This window comes from Paraburkholderia sp. BL6669N2 (genome assembly GCF_003387275.1).
Taxonomy (GTDB): Bacteria; Pseudomonadota; Gammaproteobacteria; order Burkholderiales; family Burkholderiaceae; genus Paraburkholderia.
In genome coordinates this window covers 1,202,711-1,222,151 of record NZ_QUNA01000002.1, presented here as the reverse complement: position 1 = coordinate 1,222,151, position 19,441 = coordinate 1,202,711, and the positions used below count along the sequence as shown (strand labels likewise).

At 64.6% G+C, this 19,441-nt stretch carries 19 protein-coding genes; 8 read left to right on the top strand and 11 right to left on the bottom strand.

The genetic code is table 11. The features are described 5' to 3' along the window. Positions 1-37 precede the first annotated feature (37 nt). Positions 38-841, top strand: coding sequence for a histidine utilization repressor (gene hutC / locus B0G80_RS28040; RefSeq protein WP_116121276.1), 804 nt, complete (start codon positions 38-40; stop codon positions 839-841). Between the two features lie 22 nt (positions 842-863). Here the strand turns inward: hutC (B0G80_RS28040) and hutC (B0G80_RS28035) are convergent, their stop codons facing one another. From hutC (B0G80_RS28035) to B0G80_RS28000, 8 genes are all read right to left on the bottom strand, one after another. Further along, positions 864-1,592, bottom strand: a complete 729-nt coding sequence (hutC, locus tag B0G80_RS28035; RefSeq protein WP_181196532.1) for a histidine utilization repressor — start codon at positions 1,590-1,592, stop codon at positions 864-866. A gap of 124 nt (positions 1,593-1,716) precedes the next feature. Continuing rightward, entirely contained in the window at positions 1,717-3,366 is a 1,650-nt protein-coding gene (gene hutH, locus B0G80_RS28030) for a histidine ammonia-lyase (RefSeq protein WP_116121275.1), read from the bottom strand. Between the two features lie 38 nt (positions 3,367-3,404). Further along, positions 3,405-4,196: an ABC transporter ATP-binding protein gene (locus B0G80_RS28025; protein WP_012426714.1), complete on the bottom strand. Its 792-nt coding sequence runs from the start codon at positions 4,194-4,196 to the stop codon at positions 3,405-3,407. A 35-nt stretch (positions 4,197-4,231) separates the two neighbouring features. Further along, positions 4,232-4,987, bottom strand: a complete 756-nt coding sequence (locus B0G80_RS28020) for an ABC transporter permease (RefSeq protein WP_106280534.1) — start codon at positions 4,985-4,987, stop codon at positions 4,232-4,234. 14 nt (positions 4,988-5,001) lie between these two features. After that, the gene (locus tag B0G80_RS28015; protein WP_116121274.1) at positions 5,002-5,724 is read right to left on the bottom strand and encodes an ABC transporter permease; all 723 of its coding nucleotides are present in this window, start codon (positions 5,722-5,724) and stop codon (positions 5,002-5,004) included. 95 nt (positions 5,725-5,819) lie between these two features. After that, positions 5,820-6,680, bottom strand: a complete 861-nt coding sequence (locus B0G80_RS28010; protein WP_106280530.1) for a transporter substrate-binding domain-containing protein — start codon at positions 6,678-6,680, stop codon at positions 5,820-5,822. A 294-nt stretch (positions 6,681-6,974) separates the two neighbouring features. Then, on the bottom strand, positions 6,975-7,655 hold the full coding sequence (locus tag B0G80_RS28005) for an isoprenylcysteine carboxylmethyltransferase family protein (protein ID WP_116121273.1): 681 nt from the start codon (positions 7,653-7,655) through the stop codon (positions 6,975-6,977). A 13-nt stretch (positions 7,656-7,668) separates the two neighbouring features. Beyond that, on the bottom strand, positions 7,669-8,505 hold the full coding sequence (locus B0G80_RS28000) for an arylamine N-acetyltransferase (protein WP_116121272.1): 837 nt from the start codon (positions 8,503-8,505) through the stop codon (positions 7,669-7,671). A 479-nt stretch (positions 8,506-8,984) separates the two neighbouring features. Here B0G80_RS28000 and B0G80_RS27995 point away from each other — a divergent pair, with 479 nt between their 5' ends. The 6 genes from B0G80_RS27995 to B0G80_RS27970 all read left to right on the top strand — a co-directional run bounded on the left by B0G80_RS27995 (position 8,985) and on the right by B0G80_RS27970 (position 16,910). Continuing rightward, positions 8,985-10,508 (top strand): carbohydrate porin, encoded by a 1,524-nt coding sequence (locus tag B0G80_RS27995; RefSeq protein WP_116121271.1) that lies wholly within the window; start codon positions 8,985-8,987, stop codon positions 10,506-10,508. 101 nt (positions 10,509-10,609) lie between these two features. Then, on the top strand, positions 10,610-11,773 hold the full coding sequence (locus B0G80_RS27990) for a hypothetical protein (protein WP_408968412.1): 1,164 nt from the start codon (positions 10,610-10,612) through the stop codon (positions 11,771-11,773). Positions 11,774-11,810: 37 nt separating this feature from the next. After that, complete coding sequence (efeB, locus tag B0G80_RS27985; RefSeq protein WP_116121270.1) at positions 11,811-13,118, top strand: iron uptake transporter deferrochelatase/peroxidase subunit; 1,308 nt, start codon at positions 11,811-11,813, stop codon at positions 13,116-13,118. Between the two features lie 57 nt (positions 13,119-13,175). Next, the gene (locus tag B0G80_RS27980) at positions 13,176-14,219 is read left to right on the top strand and encodes an iron ABC transporter substrate-binding protein (protein WP_116121269.1); all 1,044 of its coding nucleotides are present in this window, start codon (positions 13,176-13,178) and stop codon (positions 14,217-14,219) included. Beyond that, positions 14,219-15,823, top strand: coding sequence for an iron ABC transporter permease (locus tag B0G80_RS27975; RefSeq protein ID WP_116121268.1), 1,605 nt, complete (start codon positions 14,219-14,221; stop codon positions 15,821-15,823). The genes B0G80_RS27980 and B0G80_RS27975 overlap by 1 nt, the downstream gene beginning before the upstream one ends. A 28-nt stretch (positions 15,824-15,851) precedes the next feature. Continuing rightward, positions 15,852-16,910 carry an ABC transporter ATP-binding protein gene (locus B0G80_RS27970; protein WP_116121267.1) on the top strand — a complete coding sequence of 353 codons (1,059 nt, stop codon included), beginning with the start codon at positions 15,852-15,854 and terminating at the stop codon, positions 16,908-16,910. On the opposite strand, the gene B0G80_RS27965 is transcribed toward B0G80_RS27970, so the two are convergent. Then, positions 16,895-17,773 carry a LysR substrate-binding domain-containing protein gene (locus B0G80_RS27965; RefSeq protein ID WP_116121266.1) on the bottom strand — a complete coding sequence of 293 codons (879 nt, stop codon included), beginning with the start codon at positions 17,771-17,773 and terminating at the stop codon, positions 16,895-16,897. The two genes, B0G80_RS27970 and B0G80_RS27965, sit on opposite strands and share 16 nt — an antisense overlap. Positions 17,774-17,887: 114 nt before the next feature. On the opposite strand from B0G80_RS27965, the gene B0G80_RS27960 reads away from it, so the two are divergent. Next, positions 17,888-18,808 (top strand): DMT family transporter, encoded by a 921-nt coding sequence (locus B0G80_RS27960; RefSeq protein WP_116123740.1) that lies wholly within the window; start codon positions 17,888-17,890, stop codon positions 18,806-18,808. Between the two features lie 66 nt (positions 18,809-18,874). Here the strand turns inward: B0G80_RS27960 and B0G80_RS27955 are convergent, their stop codons facing one another. Further along, positions 18,875-19,180, bottom strand: a complete 306-nt coding sequence (locus B0G80_RS27955) for a Txe/YoeB family addiction module toxin (protein WP_408968408.1) — start codon at positions 19,178-19,180, stop codon at positions 18,875-18,877. Then, entirely contained in the window at positions 19,137-19,430 is a 294-nt protein-coding gene (locus tag B0G80_RS27950; RefSeq protein WP_106280509.1) for a type II toxin-antitoxin system Phd/YefM family antitoxin, read from the bottom strand. The genes B0G80_RS27955 and B0G80_RS27950 overlap by 44 nt, the downstream gene beginning before the upstream one ends. Between the last annotated feature and the right edge of the window lie 11 nt (positions 19,431-19,441).

Sequence of the window (19,441 nt, the reverse complement as noted above, 5' to 3'; positions counted from 1 at the left end):
CTTCCTGCCTCATGCGGACACTGACGCAAGAGCCGCCATGTCCTCCACAGTCCGCAGCCGCGCTCACGACAAGCCGCTTTCCGCGCCGGCGCTGAAAGCCGCGCGCGCCGCGGCCGACGCGCCGGCCGCGCGCTACGAACAGGTCAAGAGCCATATCCGGCAGATCATCGAATCGGGCGAGCGCCGCGCGGGCGACCGTCTGCCGTCGGAACTCGATCTGGTCGCGACGCTTGGCGTGTCGCGCATGACGGTCAATCGGGCGCTGCGCGAACTTGCCGAAGAAGGACTCGTGACGCGCGTCTCGGGCGTCGGCACCTTTGTCGCGCAAAGCAAGCCGCAATCCACGCTGCTGATGATCGCCCATATCGGCGACGAGATCCGCTCGCGAGGCCATGAATACCGCTGCGACACGGTCCTGTCGCAACGCGAGACGGCGTCCGTGATGGTGTCGAATGCGTTAGGCCTCGCGCCGGGCGCTTCGGTATTTCATGTGATTTGCGTGCATCGCGAGAACGGCTTGCCGGTGCAACTCGAGGATCGCTATGTGAATCCGGCCATCGCGCCGGATTTTCTGCTGCAGGATTTTTCGGCGATGCGGCCGTCGGAATATCTGTTCGAGATCGTACCGGCGCACGACGTCGAGCACGTGGTCGACGCCGGTCTGCCCACGCGCGCCGAAGCGGAACTGCTTGAAATTCGCGCGGAGGAACCCTGTCTCACGCTGATGCGCCGCACGTGGACGAGCGGCGTGGCGGTCACGTTCGCGCGTTTCGTGCACCCTGGGTCGCGCTACCGGCTCGGCTGTCGCTTCTCGCCAGAGTTGTCGCAACGCCAGGGGTGAAACGCGTTGCGTGTGAATCGCGTTAGACGTTCCCCGCCAAATGAAAACGCGACGCCGGATGCCACAACTGCACCGACGTCGCCACGTCGTCGCCCACCCACGTGCGGCGCCAGAGTTGCAGACACGGCTCGCCGATATCCATCAGCAGATGCCGGCGCACATAGGCGTCAGGCTTCTGCGCATAGATGCGAAACTCGGCGCGCTGAATCGGCGCGAGCCGCACCATGTAGTGATTCGGCGTCTCGATCGTGAAATCCTGGTTGAGATAATCGGGGAACACCTTCGGGTTGACGTAGCGGTCCTCGTACTGGATCGGCTCGCCCTCCTCGCTGTGCACGATGCATGAATGAAAGGCCGGCCCGCTGGCGAGACCGAGCGCTTCCAGCGCCTGCGGGTCGTCGCTCGGTTCGAGCGTCAGCACGCGTGCCGAATGGCGATGGCCGCGCGCGGCGATTTCGTCGGCGATATTGCGGATTTCCAGCACCGTCGATTCGTAGCGCTGCGGCGCGACGAACGTGCCGGAACCTTGCACGCGCGTGAGCACGCGTTCGGTAGTCAATTCGCGCAGCGCGCGCGACACGGTCATGCGCGCGACGCCGAACTCCTTCACCAGTTCGGTCTCCGACGGAATCAGTCCGCCGGGTTTCCAGTCCCCTTCGCTGATGCGCCTGATTACATAGCGCTTGATCTGCTCATAGGCCGGCATGGCTTTCGCCGGTGTCTCCTGGCTGCGATCAGGGCGGCCCTGCATCTCCGCGGTTCGCGTGCTTGTAGTTGTGTTCACTCCGACCTCGTGGGTGGTACGCCGGTTGTACCTGGTTGGTACACCATGGCCGGTTTGCCGGCGGATAGCCCGCTCACCGGCATCGTCTGCGTCATGCGATGTGAGCGGCAGCCTGGCCGTCGTTGACGGCGACGCCCGCCGCCGCACGCACGTGACCCGCGGCCGCCAGATTCACTAGCGTGCCAGGTGTCGCCAGATCCGCGCCGCCGGCGGACCTGAGCGGCCGGGGGCCAATCTTACCAGGGTTCGGCAACGGTGGCGGCGCCTCGTCGGCGATCATGCGAAAGGCAACGCTCATGTCGTCCGCGAGCGGACGGTCGTCGCGGTAAGTCGGCACGACGCGACGCACGCGCTGCCAGAGCGCGCCGGTGTGCGGCGCGCGTGGCGCGTCGATACTTTGCAGGTCGTAGGCTTGCGCGGCCGCCAGCAATTCGATCGCGACGATGCGCCCGGCGTTGTCGATGATTTCCAGCGCCTTCAACGCGGCGGGCGTCGCATGGCACAAATGATCTTCCTGCAAGGCCGAGGTGATCCCGCCGTCTAGACTCGCAGGCAGCGCGAGCCGCCGGTTCTGCGCGACCAGCGACGCCGCCGTGTACTGCGCGATCATGAAGCCGGAACAGGTGCCGCCCGGCTCGGCGAGAAACGCCGGCAGGCCGCTCACCAGCGGATTGACCAGACGGTCGAGGCGCCGCTCGGCCATTGCGGCGACTTGTGCGATCGCGGTGGCGAGGCTGTCCATGGCCAGCGCGATCGAGGCGCCCACTGCGTGCGCCTGCGAATACACGCGCGGCTCCTCCGGCGTGCCGGCGACGATCGGGTTGTCGGTGATCGACGCGAGTTCGCGATTGACCACGTCGGCGGTCGCGGTGAGCACGTCGCGCGCCGCGCCGTGCACGTGCGGAATGGTCCGCATGCTCAGCGGGTCTTGCGTGCGTTGGCCGACCACCGCCGCGAGAATCCCGCTATCGGCCAGTGCGGCGCGCATCCGTCCGCCGACCAGGTTCAGGCCCGGCGAGATACGCAAGGCCAGCGACTCTTCGTCGAAAGCGGCAAGCTGACCGCGCAGATTCTCGAAGCTCATCGAGGCGACCATATCGGTCCAGTCGAGCAGGCGTTCGGCGCGCGAAAGCGCCAACGCGGCGAGGCCCGTGACACACGGCGTGCCGTTGACGAGACTCAGTCCTTCCTTGGCTTCGAGCACGAGCGGTTCGAGCCCGAGGCGCTGCAGCGCGTCGCGTCCTTTGATCCGCTCGCCGCGATAGCGCGCGTAGCCCTCGCCGATGCAAACCAGCGCGATATGCGCCATATGGCTCAGATACCCGACCGAGCCGAACGCCGGCACTTCCGGCAGGCAATCCGCGTTGAGCAGCGCGACCAGTTGGTCCGCGACTTCGAGACGAATCCCCGAATGTCCGTGCGCGAAGTTGTTGACGGCCGCGGCCATGACCGCGCGCGTTTCGGCGGCGCCGAGCGGCGCGCCGACGCCGACCGCGTGGCTCATCAGAATGTTGCGCGACAGCGTGCGCTGCTCGCCCGGCGAGACGACGACATCGCACAGCGCGCCGACGCCGGTATTCACGCCATACGCGCGAATCCCGCGCTCGACGATCTGTTCGACCAGCACGCGCGCCGCCGCGATGCGCGCGCGGGCGTCGGCGGAAAGTTCGAGCGGCTCGCCGGCGGCAACCGCTGCCACCTGAGCCCAGTCGAGAGGACGATTGGAACGGATCACGGCCATGTCAGTGCTCTGCTTGGTAGATTACCTGGTGATGCTGATCAGTTGGTGGTGCGGTCCTGATGGCTCGAAACGAATTGCCGGAAGCGATCGGACTTGCATTCGACGAACACTTCGTCGGGCGTGCCGTCGGCTTCCACTTGCCCCTGATGCAGGAACATCACGCGATTCGAAACATGGCGCGCGAAACCCATCTCGTGCGTCACCACCAGCATGGTGCGGCCCTCTTCGGCCAGCGAGCGCATCACGCGCAGCACTTCACCCACCAGTTCGGGGTCGAGCGCCGAGGTCGGCTCGTCGAACAGCATCACTTTCGGATGCATGGCCAACGCGCGCGCAATCGCCACGCGTTGTTGCTGACCGCCCGACAGATGCGCCGGATAGTGGCCGCGTTTTTCCGCGAGGCCGACTTTCGCCAGCAGCGCTTCCGCCTCTTCCACCGATTCGGCACGGCTGCGCTTTTGCACGCGCATCGGCCCTTCGATCAGATTTTCCAGCACGGTCATGTGCGACCAGAGGTTGAAGTTCTGAAACACCATGCCGAGTTGCGAGCGCACCCGGTCCACCTGGCGGCGGTCGCTCGGTTGCAGTTTGCCGTCGCCGCGACGCTTCATTTTCAGCTCTTCGCCGGCGAGCGAGACGGAACCATCGTCCGGCGTTTCGAGCAGATTCAGACAGCGCAGGAACGTGCTCTTGCCCGAACCGCTCGCGCCGAGAATCGAGATCACGTCGCCCTGATGGGCGTCGAGCGAAATGCCTTTGAGCACGTGGTGATCGCCGAACGATTTGTGAATGTTCTTGACCGACAGTGCAACGGGTGCCGTAGCGTTCATGGGATTCTCCAGATTCATCCAGGATGGGCGGCCGTTCAGGGCGCGGCGCGGCGTGCTTCGGTGGTGGCGGAAACCGGGCGGTTCGCCGCGGCCTGCGGACGCGCCGCGCGAAGATGGCGCGACAGACGCGTTTCGAGCATGCCGAGCAGTCGCACGATGACGAAATTCAGGAACAGATAGATCAGCGCGGCGCAGATGAAGACTTCCGTCGTGCGATAGGTTTGCTGAATGATCTGCTGCGCGACGCCGGTGACTTCCCACACGGTGACGAGACTCGCGAGCGCCGTCGATTTGACGAGCAGCACCGCTTCAGTCGAATACGCCGGCAAACACTGGCGCAAGGCGATCGGGCCGATCACGCGGCGCAGCAGCGCGAAGCCCGACAGGCCGATCGAATAACCGGCTTCGATCTGGCCGACCGGCACCGCCATCAAACCGCCGCGAATAATCTCAGCGGTATAGCCGGCCGTGCATAGCGCGAGCGACAACACCGCGCACATGTAGGGCTCGCGCAGCACCGGCCAGAGGAAGCTCTCGCGGATCACGCCGAACTGGCCCATGCCGTAGTACACGAGGAACATCTGGATCAGCAGCGGCGAACCGCGAAACACGAGGATATAAGCGCGCGCGAAGCGATTCGGCAGCCAGTGCGGCGACACGCGCATCGTGACGATCACGAGCGAAAGCAGGCCACCGAGAATCAGCGAGCAGAAGAACAGGCCGAGCGTGGTCGGCACGGCCCCGAGCAATTGCTTGATCGTGTCGAACAGAAAGTCGAAGTCGAAATGCATGATGGCCGCCCTTGTCAGTTACGCGCGAAGTTGCGCTTGAAGGACCGGCCCACGTGCGCTTCGGCACGGTTGAAGACGCGGTTCGAGATGCTGGTCATGAGCAGATAGAGCGCGCCGCCCACGACGAAGAACGTGAAGTATTGATGCGTGGAACCCGCCGCCACCTGGCTCGTGCGCAGCAATTCGGCGAGCCCCGTCACCGAGATCAGCGCCGAGTCCTTCAGGCTCAGTTGCCACACGTTGCCGATACCGGGCAACGCGAAACGCAGCACTTGCGGAATCAGGATGCGGCGCGCCATGGTCAGCGTCGGCATGCCGATCGAGCGCGCGGCTTCGAGTTCGCCGCGCGACACCGCCAGCACCGCCGAGCGGTACACCTCGGCCTGATAGGCGCCCGAAATCATGCCCACGGCCAGCGCGCCGACCACGAACGGCGGCACGCCAACGAAGCCCTCCGCGCCAAGCCACTGGCCGACGGTCGTGACGAGCGTCGAGCCGCCGAAATAGAACAGATAGATGACGAGCAGTTCAGGCACGCCGCGAAACACCGTGGTGTAGATATCGCCGATCACGCGCAGCGTGCGAAAGCGCGACAGCTTGGCGGCCGCCACCAGCGCGCCGAACACCGCGCCGACCGCGAGCGCCGCGAGCGTGAGCGCCACCGTCATCAACGCCGCGAGCAGCAATACGCCGCCCCAGCCTTCCGGCCCGAAGCCGAGCATCTGTATCAGAGCCATTTCCTACCTCTTATCCGTTACGGCGGATCGAACCGGCCGGCGCGCGCAGGTTGTCGCCACGCGCGCCTGCCGTTACCTCTTAACGTGAAGGCGAATCAAGGCGTGACGTCGGTTTTGAACCACTTGTCGGAGAGCTTCTTGACGGTGCCGTCGGCGAGCGCGGCGCTGATCGCGGTGTCGAACTTCGCTTTCAGGTCGGCGTCCTGCTTGCGGAACGCGAGGCCTTCGCCCGGGCCCCAGATCGGGCCGCCGATCTTCGGGCCGGCCATCACGATGGACGCGGTTTCCTTCTTGTCGATGTTGGCGGCGTAGTACGTCACGTCGTCGAACGAGGCGTCGATGCGGCCGTTGGCCAGATCCAGATCGCGCTCGGGCGAGGTCTTGTAGACGCGGATCGTGGCGATGTCCTTGAAGCCGTCATTGATGAACTTGGTGTAGACCGTGCCCGACTGGATGCCGATGGTCTTGCCCTTCAACTGCTTGCGCAACGCGTCGACGGTCGGCTGGTCGGCCTTCGGGTCGCCCGACAGCTTGACGACGCCGGCGCCCGGCGCGGCCTTGGGCAGCACCTTCGCATCGGCGACAGCGAACGTGGCGGGCGTGGCGGCGTACGGCTTCGAGAAGGCGATGATCTTTTCACGCTCCGGCGTAATCGAGATCGCGTCCATCAGAACGTCGAACTTGCCCGCTTGCAAACCGGGAATCATGCCGTCCCAGTCTTGCGCCACCAGATTGCATTGCAGCTTGATGCGCTCGCACAGGTTGGCGACCAGTTCGGGTTCGAAGCCGCCCAGCTTGCCGCCCGGCAAGGTCAGATTCCACGGCGCGTAGCCGCCTTCGAGCGCGATCGTCACCGTCTTCCAGTCTTTGGCCTGCACCGGTGCCGCGAAAATCGCCGCGGCGCCGAGCACGGCGCCGATCAATGCTTTTGCTGCCGTTGAGCGCTTCACTTTCACGTCGAAACTCCTTTGATTGAGGAAACCGTCGAACCGGATGTTTAATCGCTGCTTAATTTGTATAGACAAGTCTGCATGAGTCAAAAAGCGGTCGCAAGAGAATTTGCGAGAAATTAGCGGAATCATCGGGTAAGCCCCTAGTCGACACTGCGCGGCGCGGCTTTGCGGGGAGTTCTTAATGCGGGAAATATGATTGGCGTGCGTCGCTGCGCGAGCGAGCGCAAGCCATTTTGTCTAGACAGGTTGATGCAAGCTGAGCCAATACGCGCTAGCGCGCCTCGGGCCCGTTGCGCCCTACCAGATGAACGGCACGAAGCGATAGCGCACGCGCGTCATGTAGTCCGCGTAACCGTCGAGCTGCGCGGCCAATACGCGCTCTTCGCGCACCGCGCGCCAGCCGACGCCGATCACCATGACGGGCACGAAGGCCAGGCCCCACCACGAGCCGAGCAGCAAGGGCGTGCCGAGGAACAGCAGCAGCGCGGCGGAATACATAGGGTGACGGACGTGCGCGTAAAGCCCGGTGTCGATCAACTTATGTCCGCGGCTCGCTTGGATCTTCACAACCGGCGCGGCGTAGCTATTGGCCTGGAATACGAAGCGGCACATGAAGAGGCAGAGCGCCACGCAAAGCGAGCCGAGGCTGACCAGCGCGACGGGCAATGGTGCGGTCCAGTGAAAGCGCATCGCGTCGAACGCCATCAGGACCAGCCAGCCGCACCATGCCACTGAGACGCTCACCATGAAAATGCGGTCCCAGCGGCTTTGCTGCGCCTGCACGAATGGCGACAGCCGCTCGGCGAGCAGCCCGGGATCATGACGCGCCAGCCACAAACCGATCCACAGGCTCAGCACACCCAGTTCGATCACATACCACCACGCGGCCGGCCACGCAAAGGTGCCCGCCGCGCCGAACAGCAGCGCGCCCATGCCCGCTAGCCAGACCACCGTTTGAAAGATGAGGCGCGCGACCATGGCGTTGTGATTGCTACGTGGTTTGCGCCGCCGTGCGCACGCGGTCGAATATCTCGGCGATGTCGAGCTCGCCGGTGTTGATGCCGAACTGATCGCGCAGACACGCCGCCAGTTCGCCGGCGCTCTTGAGTTGCCGTTCGCTGATGAGCCGCCCATCGGCCGCGCGCTCGCTCAGTTGGTCGTTGAGTAGCGCGAGCCGCGCTTCGGGCAACACGCGGCACACGATCAGCGTGCTCGCGAAAATCGCTTCCGGCGAAGTCGACGTGTACCAGTTCGAGGTTTCGTAATCGATCCACTCGACCGGATGCAAATCGAAGCGATACACCCGCGCCCAGCTTTCGTCGCGCGCTTGGACTTCAAGATAAAGCGCCTCGCGCGCTGCGTCGGCGAGACGGAACGTGCCGAGTTCCGTGGGCTGCGCGAGACCGGCGGTCAGGCGCAGCGGCGCGGTCAGCGTCACGCTGCCGAAGCCCACATCCGCAATCCAGGCTTCGTTGTCGATGTCGAGGCGCAACACCATATGCGTGCGCGGCGGCGGCGTGTCCGATTCCCGGCCCCACAGCACGCGCGCAAGCAACGGCGTGACCGTGAAGCCTAACTGCATCAGCACGTCGGCGAACAGGGCGTTCTGTTCGAAACAGTAGCCACCGCGGCGTTCGGTGACGAGTTTGCGTTCGACCGATTCGAGGTCCAGTTTCACCGCGCGCCGCGTGAGCGGATTCAGGTTCTCGAACGGGATCGCGCGCGGGTGCAAACGGTGAAGCGCCTGAAGCACTTCCAGCGTTGCAGCGCGCGGCCCTTCGTAGCCGATGCGGGCGAAGTAGTTGTCCAGATTCACTGTGTGCGACATCGGCAGGGTTCCGGTGTGGGTTTGCGCGCGGGACGCTTGCTGGCCACGCGTCTCTGTGCGGTTCGGGAGTCGATCATAGCTGCTTTTGCGGTCAACTCGCTGCGGCGGCCTTGACCGGTTTTCGTAGTCGCTGTTCGACGCCGCCGACACCCTGCGTTTTGTCATATCGCATCCCCTGCATACCCGTTGTGGTTAGCTCGGCCGCTCTGGATATGACCGCTTCCATTCGTTTTCATTACGTTGATATTCACCGCAAATTACGTGCAAATGCCGTCTGGTAGCAGTCCGTAAAGAACAAAGTTATATGTCAGTAATATTGATGCGAATCGTTCTCATTTGTGTTGACTCCCCAAGGTCGCATGCGTACGATCTCGCCATCTACCGTGCCGGGCGTCGCGAACCGATACGGCACATCGCGGGCAAGCGGCGACGCGCCGCGATGGTTTAGATCAGTCGATACAACACCAATAAGGATTTCGATGAAGTTCGCCCATTTCAACGGACCTGGCGCAGCAGCGCGTCCGTTTCGCGATTTCGCGACGCGCGCCGATCTCACGCGCCGTTCGCGTTTGCCCTCGATGCGGCGTGCCGCGCTCTGCACGGCGTTCGCGTGGGCGTCGCTGACGGCCGGCGTCGCCATGGCCGAAGCCAATCCCGACGCTGCGCCGGAAGCGCCCGAGGCCGACCTGAAGATTCAGGCGACCCAGACGAACCAGTGGACCGGTTTCTGGAATCGCCAGCAGATGCTCGGCGACATCGGCGGCCTGCGCCCCTGGCTCGGCAAATACGGCGTGACCTTCACGCTCACCGAGACCAGCGAAGTGCTCGCCAATTTGCGCGGCGGTCTCGCGAAAGGCGCCGACTACGACGGCCTGACAACCGGCACCGTGCAATTGGACACGCAAAAAGCGTTCGGCCTGCCGGGCGGCCTGTTTAACGTCAGCGCGTTGCAGATTCATGGCGCCAATCTCAGCGCCAACAAGCTCGGCACGCTGAACACGGCGAGCGGCATCGAAGCGGACGACGCGACCCGTCTGTGGGAATTGTGGTACCAGCAATCGTTCCTGAACAAACGCATCGACGTGAAGATCGGTCAGCAAAGTATCGACCAGGAATTCATCACGAGCCAGTACTCGGCGCTGTTCGTCAACACGATGTTCGGCTGGCCCGCCCTGCCTTCGTACGACATGCCGTCCGGCGGCCCGGCGTACCCGCTGTCCGACCTCGGCGTGCGCGTGCGCGGCCAGATCACGCCTTCGTTGACGGCGCTGGCCGGTGTGTACGACGGCGACCCGCTCGGCAACAACCCGAACAACAAGAGCGGCACCAACTTCAACCTGCACAACGGCACGCTGTTCATCGGCGAGTTGCAGTACGCGATCAACCAGCCGGCCGACGGCGAAATGGTCGGCGCGGGCGGCGGCGGTTTGCCCGGCACCTACAAACTCGGCGTCTGGTACAACAACGGCAGCTTCGCGGACCAACGCTACGACAACACCGGCTTGTCGCTCGCGAATCCGGCGACGAGCGGCGTCGCCCAGAATCATCACGGCGACTACAGCATTTACGCGGTGGCCGACCAGATGATCTGGCGCCCCGACCCTGATGAACCGCGCAGCATCGGCGTATTCGCCCGCGTGATGGGCGCGCCCGGCGACCGCAACCTGGTGAGCCTCGCCGCCAACCTCGGCGTGGTGATGAAGGCGCCGTTCGCCGGACGCGACAACGACAGCGCGGGCCTCGCGCTCACCTATATCAAGGTCGGCAACCACGTGAACGGGCTCGACGCCGACACCCGCGCATTCAGCAACGGCCCGTACGGCGTTCGCACCAGCGAAACCGCGCTTGAGGCGACCTATCAGTACCAGGTCAATCCGTGGTGGCAAGTGCAAGCCGACGCGCAATACACGTTCAACGCCGGCGCCGGCCAGAATCCGAACGATCCGACGCAGCCGCTGCGCAACACGTTCGTCATCGGCGTGCGGACCAACATCAACTTCTGATGACGTTCGCGCCCAATTCACACGTTATCGACAATATCGAATCCCATGCTTTCGATCATGACCGCAACCACCGCTTTGTGCGCAGGCACGGAGGCTCAATCGTGAACACTCCCAGGCGCAGGTTTTCGCCGCGCGCCGCGCGGGCCCTCGCATGGCCGCTGTTTGCCGCCGCCCTCGGTGCGGCCGCATTCGTGACGGCCGGCAGCGCGCAGGCCGAGCCGCAAGGTTTCCTTGAAACCGTCAAGCACCACACCACACTGATCAACACCGTGCCCAGCAACGGCGACCAGAATCCGTACGCGGTGGTGGTCGCGCCGGTCTCGGCCGGCACGGTCAAGCAAGGCGACGTGCTGGTCGGCAACTTCAATAACTCCACCAATCTGCAGGGCACCGGCAGCACGATCATCGACTATCACCCGGACACCAAAGAGATGACGGTGTTCGCGACGGTGCCGCGCGATCTGAAGGAATGCCCGGGCGGCATCGGCCTGTCGACCGCGATGACCATGCTCAAGTCCGGCTATGTGATTATCGGCAGCACGCCGAGCAACGACGGCACCACCGGCACCAAGGGCGCCGGCTGTCTGATCGTGATCGATCCGCAAGGCAAGGTCGCCTCGACCATCAGCAGCCCGAACATCAACGATCCGTGGGGCAACATGGCGGTCGTCGACAACGGCAGCAGCGCGACGCTGTTCGTCAGCATGGCCGGCTTCGGCGTGGGCGGTGCGGACGGCAATCCGCCGGTGTTCAAGCAGGCCACCGTGTTGCGTCTGGACCTCGACGTGCCGGCCGGCAAGCCGCCGGTCGTGAAGAAGGAAACGGTGGTGGGCAGCGGCTTCGGCGCGCAGGCGGACAAGGGCGTGTTCCTCGTCGGCCCGACCGGACTCGCGCTCTCGGCCGATCAGAAACTGCTGTACGTGTCCGACGCGATCGGTAACCGCATCACCGAAATCGACGAACCGATGACGCGCGACACGAGCGCGGGCGTCGGCCGTCAACTGACCGCCGACGGCCTGCTGCACCGGCCGCTCGCGATGGTGACCGCACCCAACGGCCACCTGCTCGTGACCAACGCGCTGAACGGCAAGATCGTCGAAATCGACCCGGCCAGCGGCAAGCAGATCTACGCGCGCTGGATCGACACGGACAAGGCGCAATCGCCTCCGGGCAACGGCGACCTGTTCGGCCTCGCATTGACGCCTGAAGGCGACGGTTTCTACTACGTGCAGGACGACGTGAACACGCTGGTGCTCGCGAAATAAGCTGACTGTTCCAAAGCCGAACGAAGGTGAAGTAATCATGGCAAACGATCACCCCCCGCGGCCGTCACGGCGCGGGTTTCTCAAGGCCGGCGGCGCCGCGGTCGCGGCGGGCGCGAGCCTCGGCGCGGGTCTGGGAGCATCCCAGAACGCGCTCGGCAAAACCCAGCCGCATGCTCTTGCCGATCCGCAGATGGCCGTCGAGCCGTTCTACGGCGTGCATCAGGGCGGCATCGTCACGCCGCAGCAGAGTCATACCTATGTCGCCGCGCTCGATCTAACCACCGAGAAGCGCGAGGACGTGATCGCACTCCTGCGCGCCTGGACCGACGCCGCCGCGCGCCTCACGCAAGGCGGCACGGCCGCGCCGCTGCCGACCGGCGATGCGGACCAGAATAAAGCCGCGCCCGATTCCGGCGACGTGCTCGGTCTCGGCCCCAACGGATTGACGATCACGTTCGGCTTCGGCCCCGGTCTCTTCACGCATGAAGGCAAGGATCGCTACGGCCTCGCGGCGCGCCGCCCCGCCGCGCTCGTCGATCTGCCGCGCTTTAACGGCGACCAGTTGATCAAGGAAAAGACCGGCGGCGATCTGTACATCCAGGCCTGTGCGAACGACGCGCAAGTGGCGTTTCACGCGGTGCGTCAATTGTCGCGCATGGCGTATGGCACGGCGGCGATGCGCTGGGGCCAGGCCGGTTTTCTGTCGGGTCCGCGCGGTCAGACGCCGCGCAATCTGATGGGCTTCAAGGACGGCACCAACAATCCGTCCACTGCCAAACCGCCGTTGATGAACCAGTTCGTGTGGGCCGGCGCCAGCGCCGACGCGCCGTGGATGGAAGGCGGCACCTACACCGTCGTGCGGCGCATCCGCATCACGCTGGAGCACTGGGACAACACCGAACTGGACTTCCAGGAACAGGTGTTCGGACGCCACAAATACAGCGGCGCGCCGATCGGCAAGAAGAACGAGTTCGACGCCGTCGACCTGAAGGAAGAAGACAAGGACGGCAATCCGGTGATTCCGGAGAACTCGCACGTGCGTCTGTCGAATCAGGCGAGCAACAACGGCGCGCAAATCTTGCGCCGTTCGTACTCGTATAACGACGGCACGAACTTCTACATCGAGCGCTGGCCGCCATGGCGCCAGGAAACCGAGTACGACGCGGGCTTGATTTTTATCGCGCATCAAAGCGACCCGCGTACCGGCTTCATCCCGATCAACGACAGGCTCGCGAAGTTCGACATGATGAACCAGTTCACCACGCACGTCGGCAGCGCGATCTTCGCCGTGCCGCCGGGCGCGAAGCCGGGTTCGTATATCGGAGCGGGCTTGTTCGAGACGTAAAGCAGACGCAGTCGACAAAACACAGATCAAAACAACATCACAACGGACTTCTGGATCATGGCTTACAACTCGTTTGGCACGCGTCTGCGTGTCCTGGCCAATACGCTAGGCAGCGCGGTCGCCCTCACGCTGGCCGCTGTCGCGACGGTGCCCTCGGCGGCCGCAGCCGCGTCGATCACGCTGTATAACGCGCAGCACGAGCAGGTCGTCAATCTGCTCGCCAAGGACTTCGAAAAGCAGTCGGGCATCTCCGTGAAGATCCGCAACGGCGAAGGCCCGGCCATGGCCGCGCAGATCGTCGCCGAAGGCGCCGCCACGCCCGCCGACGTGTACTTCACGGAGAACTCGCCGGAGCTGATGCTGCTCGAAGAGAAGGGTCTGCTGAACAAGGTGGACCCCTCGACGCTCGCCACCGTGCCGACGCGCTTCAACTCGCCGAGCGGCGCATGGGTCGCGGTGACCGCGCGTGAAAACGTGCTCGCCTACAACACCACCAAGGTGCAGGCATCGCAACTGCCGCAATCGCTGTTCGATCTCGCCAAGCCGGAATGGAAAGGCAAGATCGGCATTGCCCCGAGCGATGGCGACTTCCTGCCGCTCGTGAGCGCCGTGCTCGCACTGAAGGGCGAAGCGCAAACGGTGCAATGGCTCAAGGGCCTGAAAGCCAACGCACAAATTTTCGACGACGACGAAGGCGTGGTCGCCGCCGTGAACCGCGGCGGTGTCGCGACCGGTCTGATCAACAACTACTACTGGGCGCGCCTGCACGCCGAACTCGGCGACGGCAAGACTCGCAGCGCGATCTATCACTTCGGCAACGGCGACGCCGGCGCTGCGGTGAACGTGTCGGGCGCGGCGGTGCTGAAGTCCGCGCACAACACGGACGGCGCGCAGAAGTTTCTCGCGTATCTGGTGAGCGACCGCGCGCAGGAGCTGATGGCGAAGAGCCACGTGATGTTCGAGTATCCGCTGCACGCAGGCGTCGCACCGGACCCGATCCTCAAGCCGTTCGCCGAACTGAGCCCGCCGCCGCTGACGATCCAGCAACTCGGTGACGACAGCCAGGCCGGCAAGCTGCTGCGCCAGGCAGGCCTGCTGTAATGAGCGAAGCTTTGTCAGCCGGGCCACCGGCTGCCTCCACCGTCCCGGCGCGCGCGCGTTCGCGCGCGCCGCGCGGTCTGTTCGCGGCAGCGGCACTTAGCGCTTTGCTGGTGTTGCTGCCGATTGCGTTTACGTTCTGGCGCGCCGCGAGCTTCGGCGTCGGCGAGGCGGTCGACCTGATCTTCCGGCCGCTGGTCGGCGAACTGCTGATCAATACGTTGATGATCACCGTCTCGACCACGCTGGTGTCGGCCGTGATCGGCACGGCGGCTGCGTGGTTCGTCGAACGCACGCATTTGCCAGGGCGCCGCGCGTGGGCCGTGTTGAGCGCCGCGCCGCTCGCCATGCCGGCGTTTATCTCGAGCTATGCGTGGGTCTCGCTAAGCCAGGACTTGCAGGACTTCAACGGCGCATTGCTCGTGCTGACCTGCGCGTATTTTCCGCTCGTCTATCTGCCGGTCGCCGCCGCGTTGCGCGGCATGGATCCCGCGCTCGAAGAAAGCGCGCGCGCACTGGGCTGCAACCGTTGGACCACGTTTATTCGCGTGGTGCTGCCGCAACTGCGCCCCGCGTTGCTCGGCGGCATGCTGCTGGTCGCGCTCGGTGTATTGTCCGAGTTCGGCGCGTTTACGCTGCTGCGCTTTCGCACGTTCACCACGCAGATCTACGCGGAATTCCGCACCAGTTTCGATGGCGGCGGCGCCTCGTTGTTCGCATGTCTGCTGATCGTGATCTGCCTGATCGTGCTGGCCTTCGAGTTTCGCGTGCGCGGTGCGGCGCGTTATGAACGCGTCGATCGCGGGACACGTCGCGCGGTTTTGCGCTACGAGTTGGGCGTATGGCGCTGGGTCGTCGTCGCCGGTTTTGCGTTGCTCTCGATCACGACGCTCGGCGTGCCGCTCGCCATGATCGGCTACTGGCTCACGCAGCCTGGCGCCGCGGCCGTCACACCGGCTGACGTCTCACCTGAATTGCTGTTCAATGCCACGGTCTCGTCGCTTGGCTTCGGCCTCGCCGCGGCGTTGCTGACTACCTTGCTCGTGGTGCCGCTCGCGTTTCTGCTGGTGCGCTATCCGACGCGTTTCGCGACCTTGTTCGAACGCACCGTGTTTCTCGCGCAAGGCGTGCCGGGTCTGGTGATCGCGCTGGCGATCGTGTCGCTCGCCGTGCATGCGCTGCAACCGCTCTATCAGAGCGCGACGCTGCTGGTGATCGCCTACGCCATGCTGTTCATGCCGCTTGCGCTGGTCAGTGTGCGCGCCGCCTTCATACAAGCGCAGCCGCGTCTCGAAGAGACCGCGCGCGCGCTCGGCCTGAGCTGGTCGCAGACGCTGTTCCGCGTGGTCTTGCCGCTCGCCGGGCCTGGACTCGGCGCGGCCGCGGCGATGGTGTTCATCTCGGTCGTCACCGAACTGAACGCCACGCTGCTGCTCTCCCCGCTCGACACGCAGACGCTCGCCACCCAGGTCTGGGCCGACACCTCGACAATGGCGTTCGCCGCCGCAGCGCCCTACGCCGCGTTGCTCACCGGCATTTCGCTGTTCGCCTCGGGCCTTCTGTTCGCGTTGCTCGGTAAATCGGCACTACTCGGCGAACGCAGCTAATGCGCCGCGCTTATACCATCGGATTTTCATGAGCGAACTTCGTATCCGCGGGCTGCAAAAATCATTCGACGGCACGCCTGTGCTGCACGGCATCGACCTCTCCGTCGAACGCGGCACGCTGCTGGCGCTGCTGGGTCCGTCGGGCAGCGGCAAGACCACCTTATTGCGTTTGCTGTGCGGTTTCGAACGCGCCGATAGTGGCAGTGTGGAAATCGACGGCCGCCGCGTGGTCGGCGACGGTCTGCATGTGCCTTCCGAACAACGGCGCGTTGGCTATGTGCCGCAGGAAGGCGCGCTGTTTCCGCATCTGTCGGTGGCGGACAACATCGTGTTCGGCTTGCCTCGTGCCCAGCGGCGCGCGCGGCACCGCGTGGCCGAGTTGCTGGAACTGGTCGGCTTGCCGGCGAACTTCGGCGAACGCGCGCCGCAGCAGTTGTCGGGCGGCCAGCAGCAACGCGTCGCGCTGGCGCGCGCGCTCGCGCCCTCGCCGACACTCGTAATGCTGGACGAACCCTTCTCGTCGCTCGACGCCGCGTTGCGGCTCGAAACGCGGCAAGCCGTGGCAAGCGCGCTGGCCGCGACCGGCGCGACGGCTGTGCTGGTCACGCACGATCAGTCTGAGGCGTTGTCGCTCGGGCATGAAGTGGCGGTGTTGTGGAACGGCCGGCTGATCCAGACGGCGACGCCGGAGACGCTTTATCGCCGGCCCGTGACGCGCGAGCTTGCATCGTTCGTCGGCGAGGCGGTGTTGCTGCCGGGCATGGCCACGCGGGATCGCGTGAGTTGCGAACTGGGTGAATTGCCATTGTCCGGGCCGATTGGCCAGGGCGCTGTCGACGTGATGGTGCGGCCCGAGCAGATCCGTCTGCTGCGCGCTGATGAAACAATGCCCAACGGGGCGGCATCTTATGACGCTGTTGTCACGGAAGTGATCTTTCAGGGGCAGGACGCGGGCGTCGCGCTGCAATTGCGTTCGGACACACGGACGATGGTCCGCGCGCGGGTGCCGGGCTATCTTTGCCCGCGGCCGGGCGAGCAGGTGCGGCTCGCGGTGGATGGCGAAGTGACGGCCTACGCGCGTGCCTGAGCCTGAGGCCTCTGCGACAGATCCTGCATCATCTGCGCGGCCAGATAATCGCAGGTCGGACGATCCGACTTGGCGCTGCGCGCCACCACGATTTCGAGCGGTGCGATTTTCGGCAAGCCCTGCGCCTCGCCGAGAATCGCGAACCGCGGCGGCACGCTGCAACGCGTGAGCGCAATCACCGATAAACCCGCATCCACGGTCGCCACCAGTCCCATCAGGCTCGCGCTGCTGAACGCGGCGCGATAACGAATGCGCGCGCCGTCGAGCGCGGCGAGCGTGTGCTGGCGCGCCACGCAGCCGGGCTCATAGAGGCCCACCGGCAGCGGCGAGGCCGCCAGAACCGGCGTATCCACCGACGCCCCCACCCACACCATCGGCTCACTGCGCACGAATTCACCGCGCAGCTTGCGGTCGCGCGTGACGAAGGCGAGATCGATCTTGTTGTCGGCGAGCATCGGCGCGAGCGACGTGCTCTGCGCGCAGACGATCTCGATCTCCACGTGCGGATACAGATTCGAAAAGCGCCGCAACACCGGCGACAGCAACGACGACACGTAGTCGTCCGGCGCGCCGAGAACCACGCGTCCGGTCACCTCCGGCCGTACGATCGCCGACCACGCCTCCTCATGCAACGCCAGCACACGCCGCGCGTATTCGAGCAGCGTATTGCCCGGCCGCGTGAGCGATAGATTGCGTGTGTTGCGGGCGAACAGCGTCGTGCCGAGCATGGTTTCGAGCCGCTTGATCTGCATGCTGACCGCCGCCTGCGAACGATGCACGGTCGTCGACGCCTTCGTGAAGCTGCCCGTTTCCACCACCGCGACGAAGGTGCGCAGCAGATCGACGTCGAATTCGGGATGCATGATTTATCAATCCAGCTTATGGAATTGCTCAATTTAATTCGTTTGTCCGCGCCATGCAAGACGCGCAATACTCGGGACATCACCTCATCGCATCCATTCACGGAGCCGTTGCGCATGTCCCTCACCCAACGTCAACAAGGCGCTATCACGCTGGCCAGCGGCGGGCTTCTGATGGGCACGCTCGGGATCTTCGTCGAGGAAGCGCGGCTCGGCGCGCTGACGCTGGTCTTCTTTCGCTGCCTGTTCGGCTTTCTCTCGCTCGCCGCGTATTGCGCGTGGAAAGGCTTCTTCACGCGCGCGCATTTCACGCGGCGCACCGTCACGCTGGCGCTGATCACGGGCGTGCTGATGGTCACGCAGTGGGTCGGTTTCTTCGATGCGATTCATCGCACCAGCATCGCGGTGGCCACCGTGGTGTTTCATGTGCAGCCGTTCTGGGTCGTGCTGATCGGCGCGGCGTTGTTCAACGAGCGGCTCGGCGTGGACCGGCTCGGCTGGATCGCGACCGCTTTCGTCGGGCTCGTGCTCGCGTCGGGCGTCGCGGCGACGGAGAATCTGCAGGGTCATACGAGCTATCTGATCGGCATCGGCGAAGCGCTGGTGGGGTCGGTGCTGTATGCGAGCGTCACGTTGATCGCCAAAGGGCTCGGTAATCTGCGGCCGCATCTGCTGACGCTCGCGCAGTGCGCGGTCGGCGTGGTGTGCCTGCCGTTCATCGCGCCGCTGACCGCCGTGCATATCGGGCCGATGCAGTGGTTCTGGCTGGTCGGCATGGGCGTACTGCATACGGGGCTCTCGTATGTGTTGATTTACGGCGCGCTGCCCAAGCTGAGCACGCCGATCATCGCCGTGTTGCTGTTCGTGTATCCGCTGACGGCGATCGTGGTCGATGCGCTCGTGTATGGACGGGCGCTGTCGATGCCGCAACTGGCGGGCATGGTGCTGATCGTGGTGGCGAGTCTTGGAGTGAATCTGGGGTGGCCGCTGCTTTCGTTGTTGCGGCCCGGCGGACGGGTGCGGCGGCAGGTGGATTGAGAGTCCAGCGCATCCGGCCGTCAGTCGAAACATTGAACAAAACCGGGCACATGCGCCCGGTTTCTCTCAGCGGTCGTAGTGGAAGCGACAGGCGATCACGTAGATCTTTCCCTCTCGCGGCAAGTAGACGAGGCGGTCGGCAAGTGTGATACGGCGCGACCACAATCCGCTCAAACTCCCAAGCAGCGCCTCCGGTTTCCCCGTGCCACGATAAGGATCGCGCCGGCATTCCTCCAGCAGCGTATTGATCTTGCGCAAGACCTGTCGGTCGGTCTCCTGCCAATACAGGTAGTCGTCCCACGCGTCGTCGGTGAACATAAAAATGCTGTCAGCCTTTGCGGCCTCCTCGTTGCGGCTTTTCTGTTTGTTCATCGTTCAGCAGTTCGCGAGCAGTCGCACTGCCGGCATTCAACTGGGCGATAGACCTGGCGAGCCGCTGGGCATTCTTCGACGAACTCAACAGATACAGGGTCTCCTGCATCGCATTGAAATCCTCGAGTGAAACCATGACCACGTTTTCGCCGGTCTGCCTCGTGATCAGCATGGGTGTGTGATCGCGGCAGACGTCGTCCATCGCTTGCTTAAAGCCGGCACGCGCCTCGCTGTAAGTAAGGACGTTCATTCGTTTCTCGA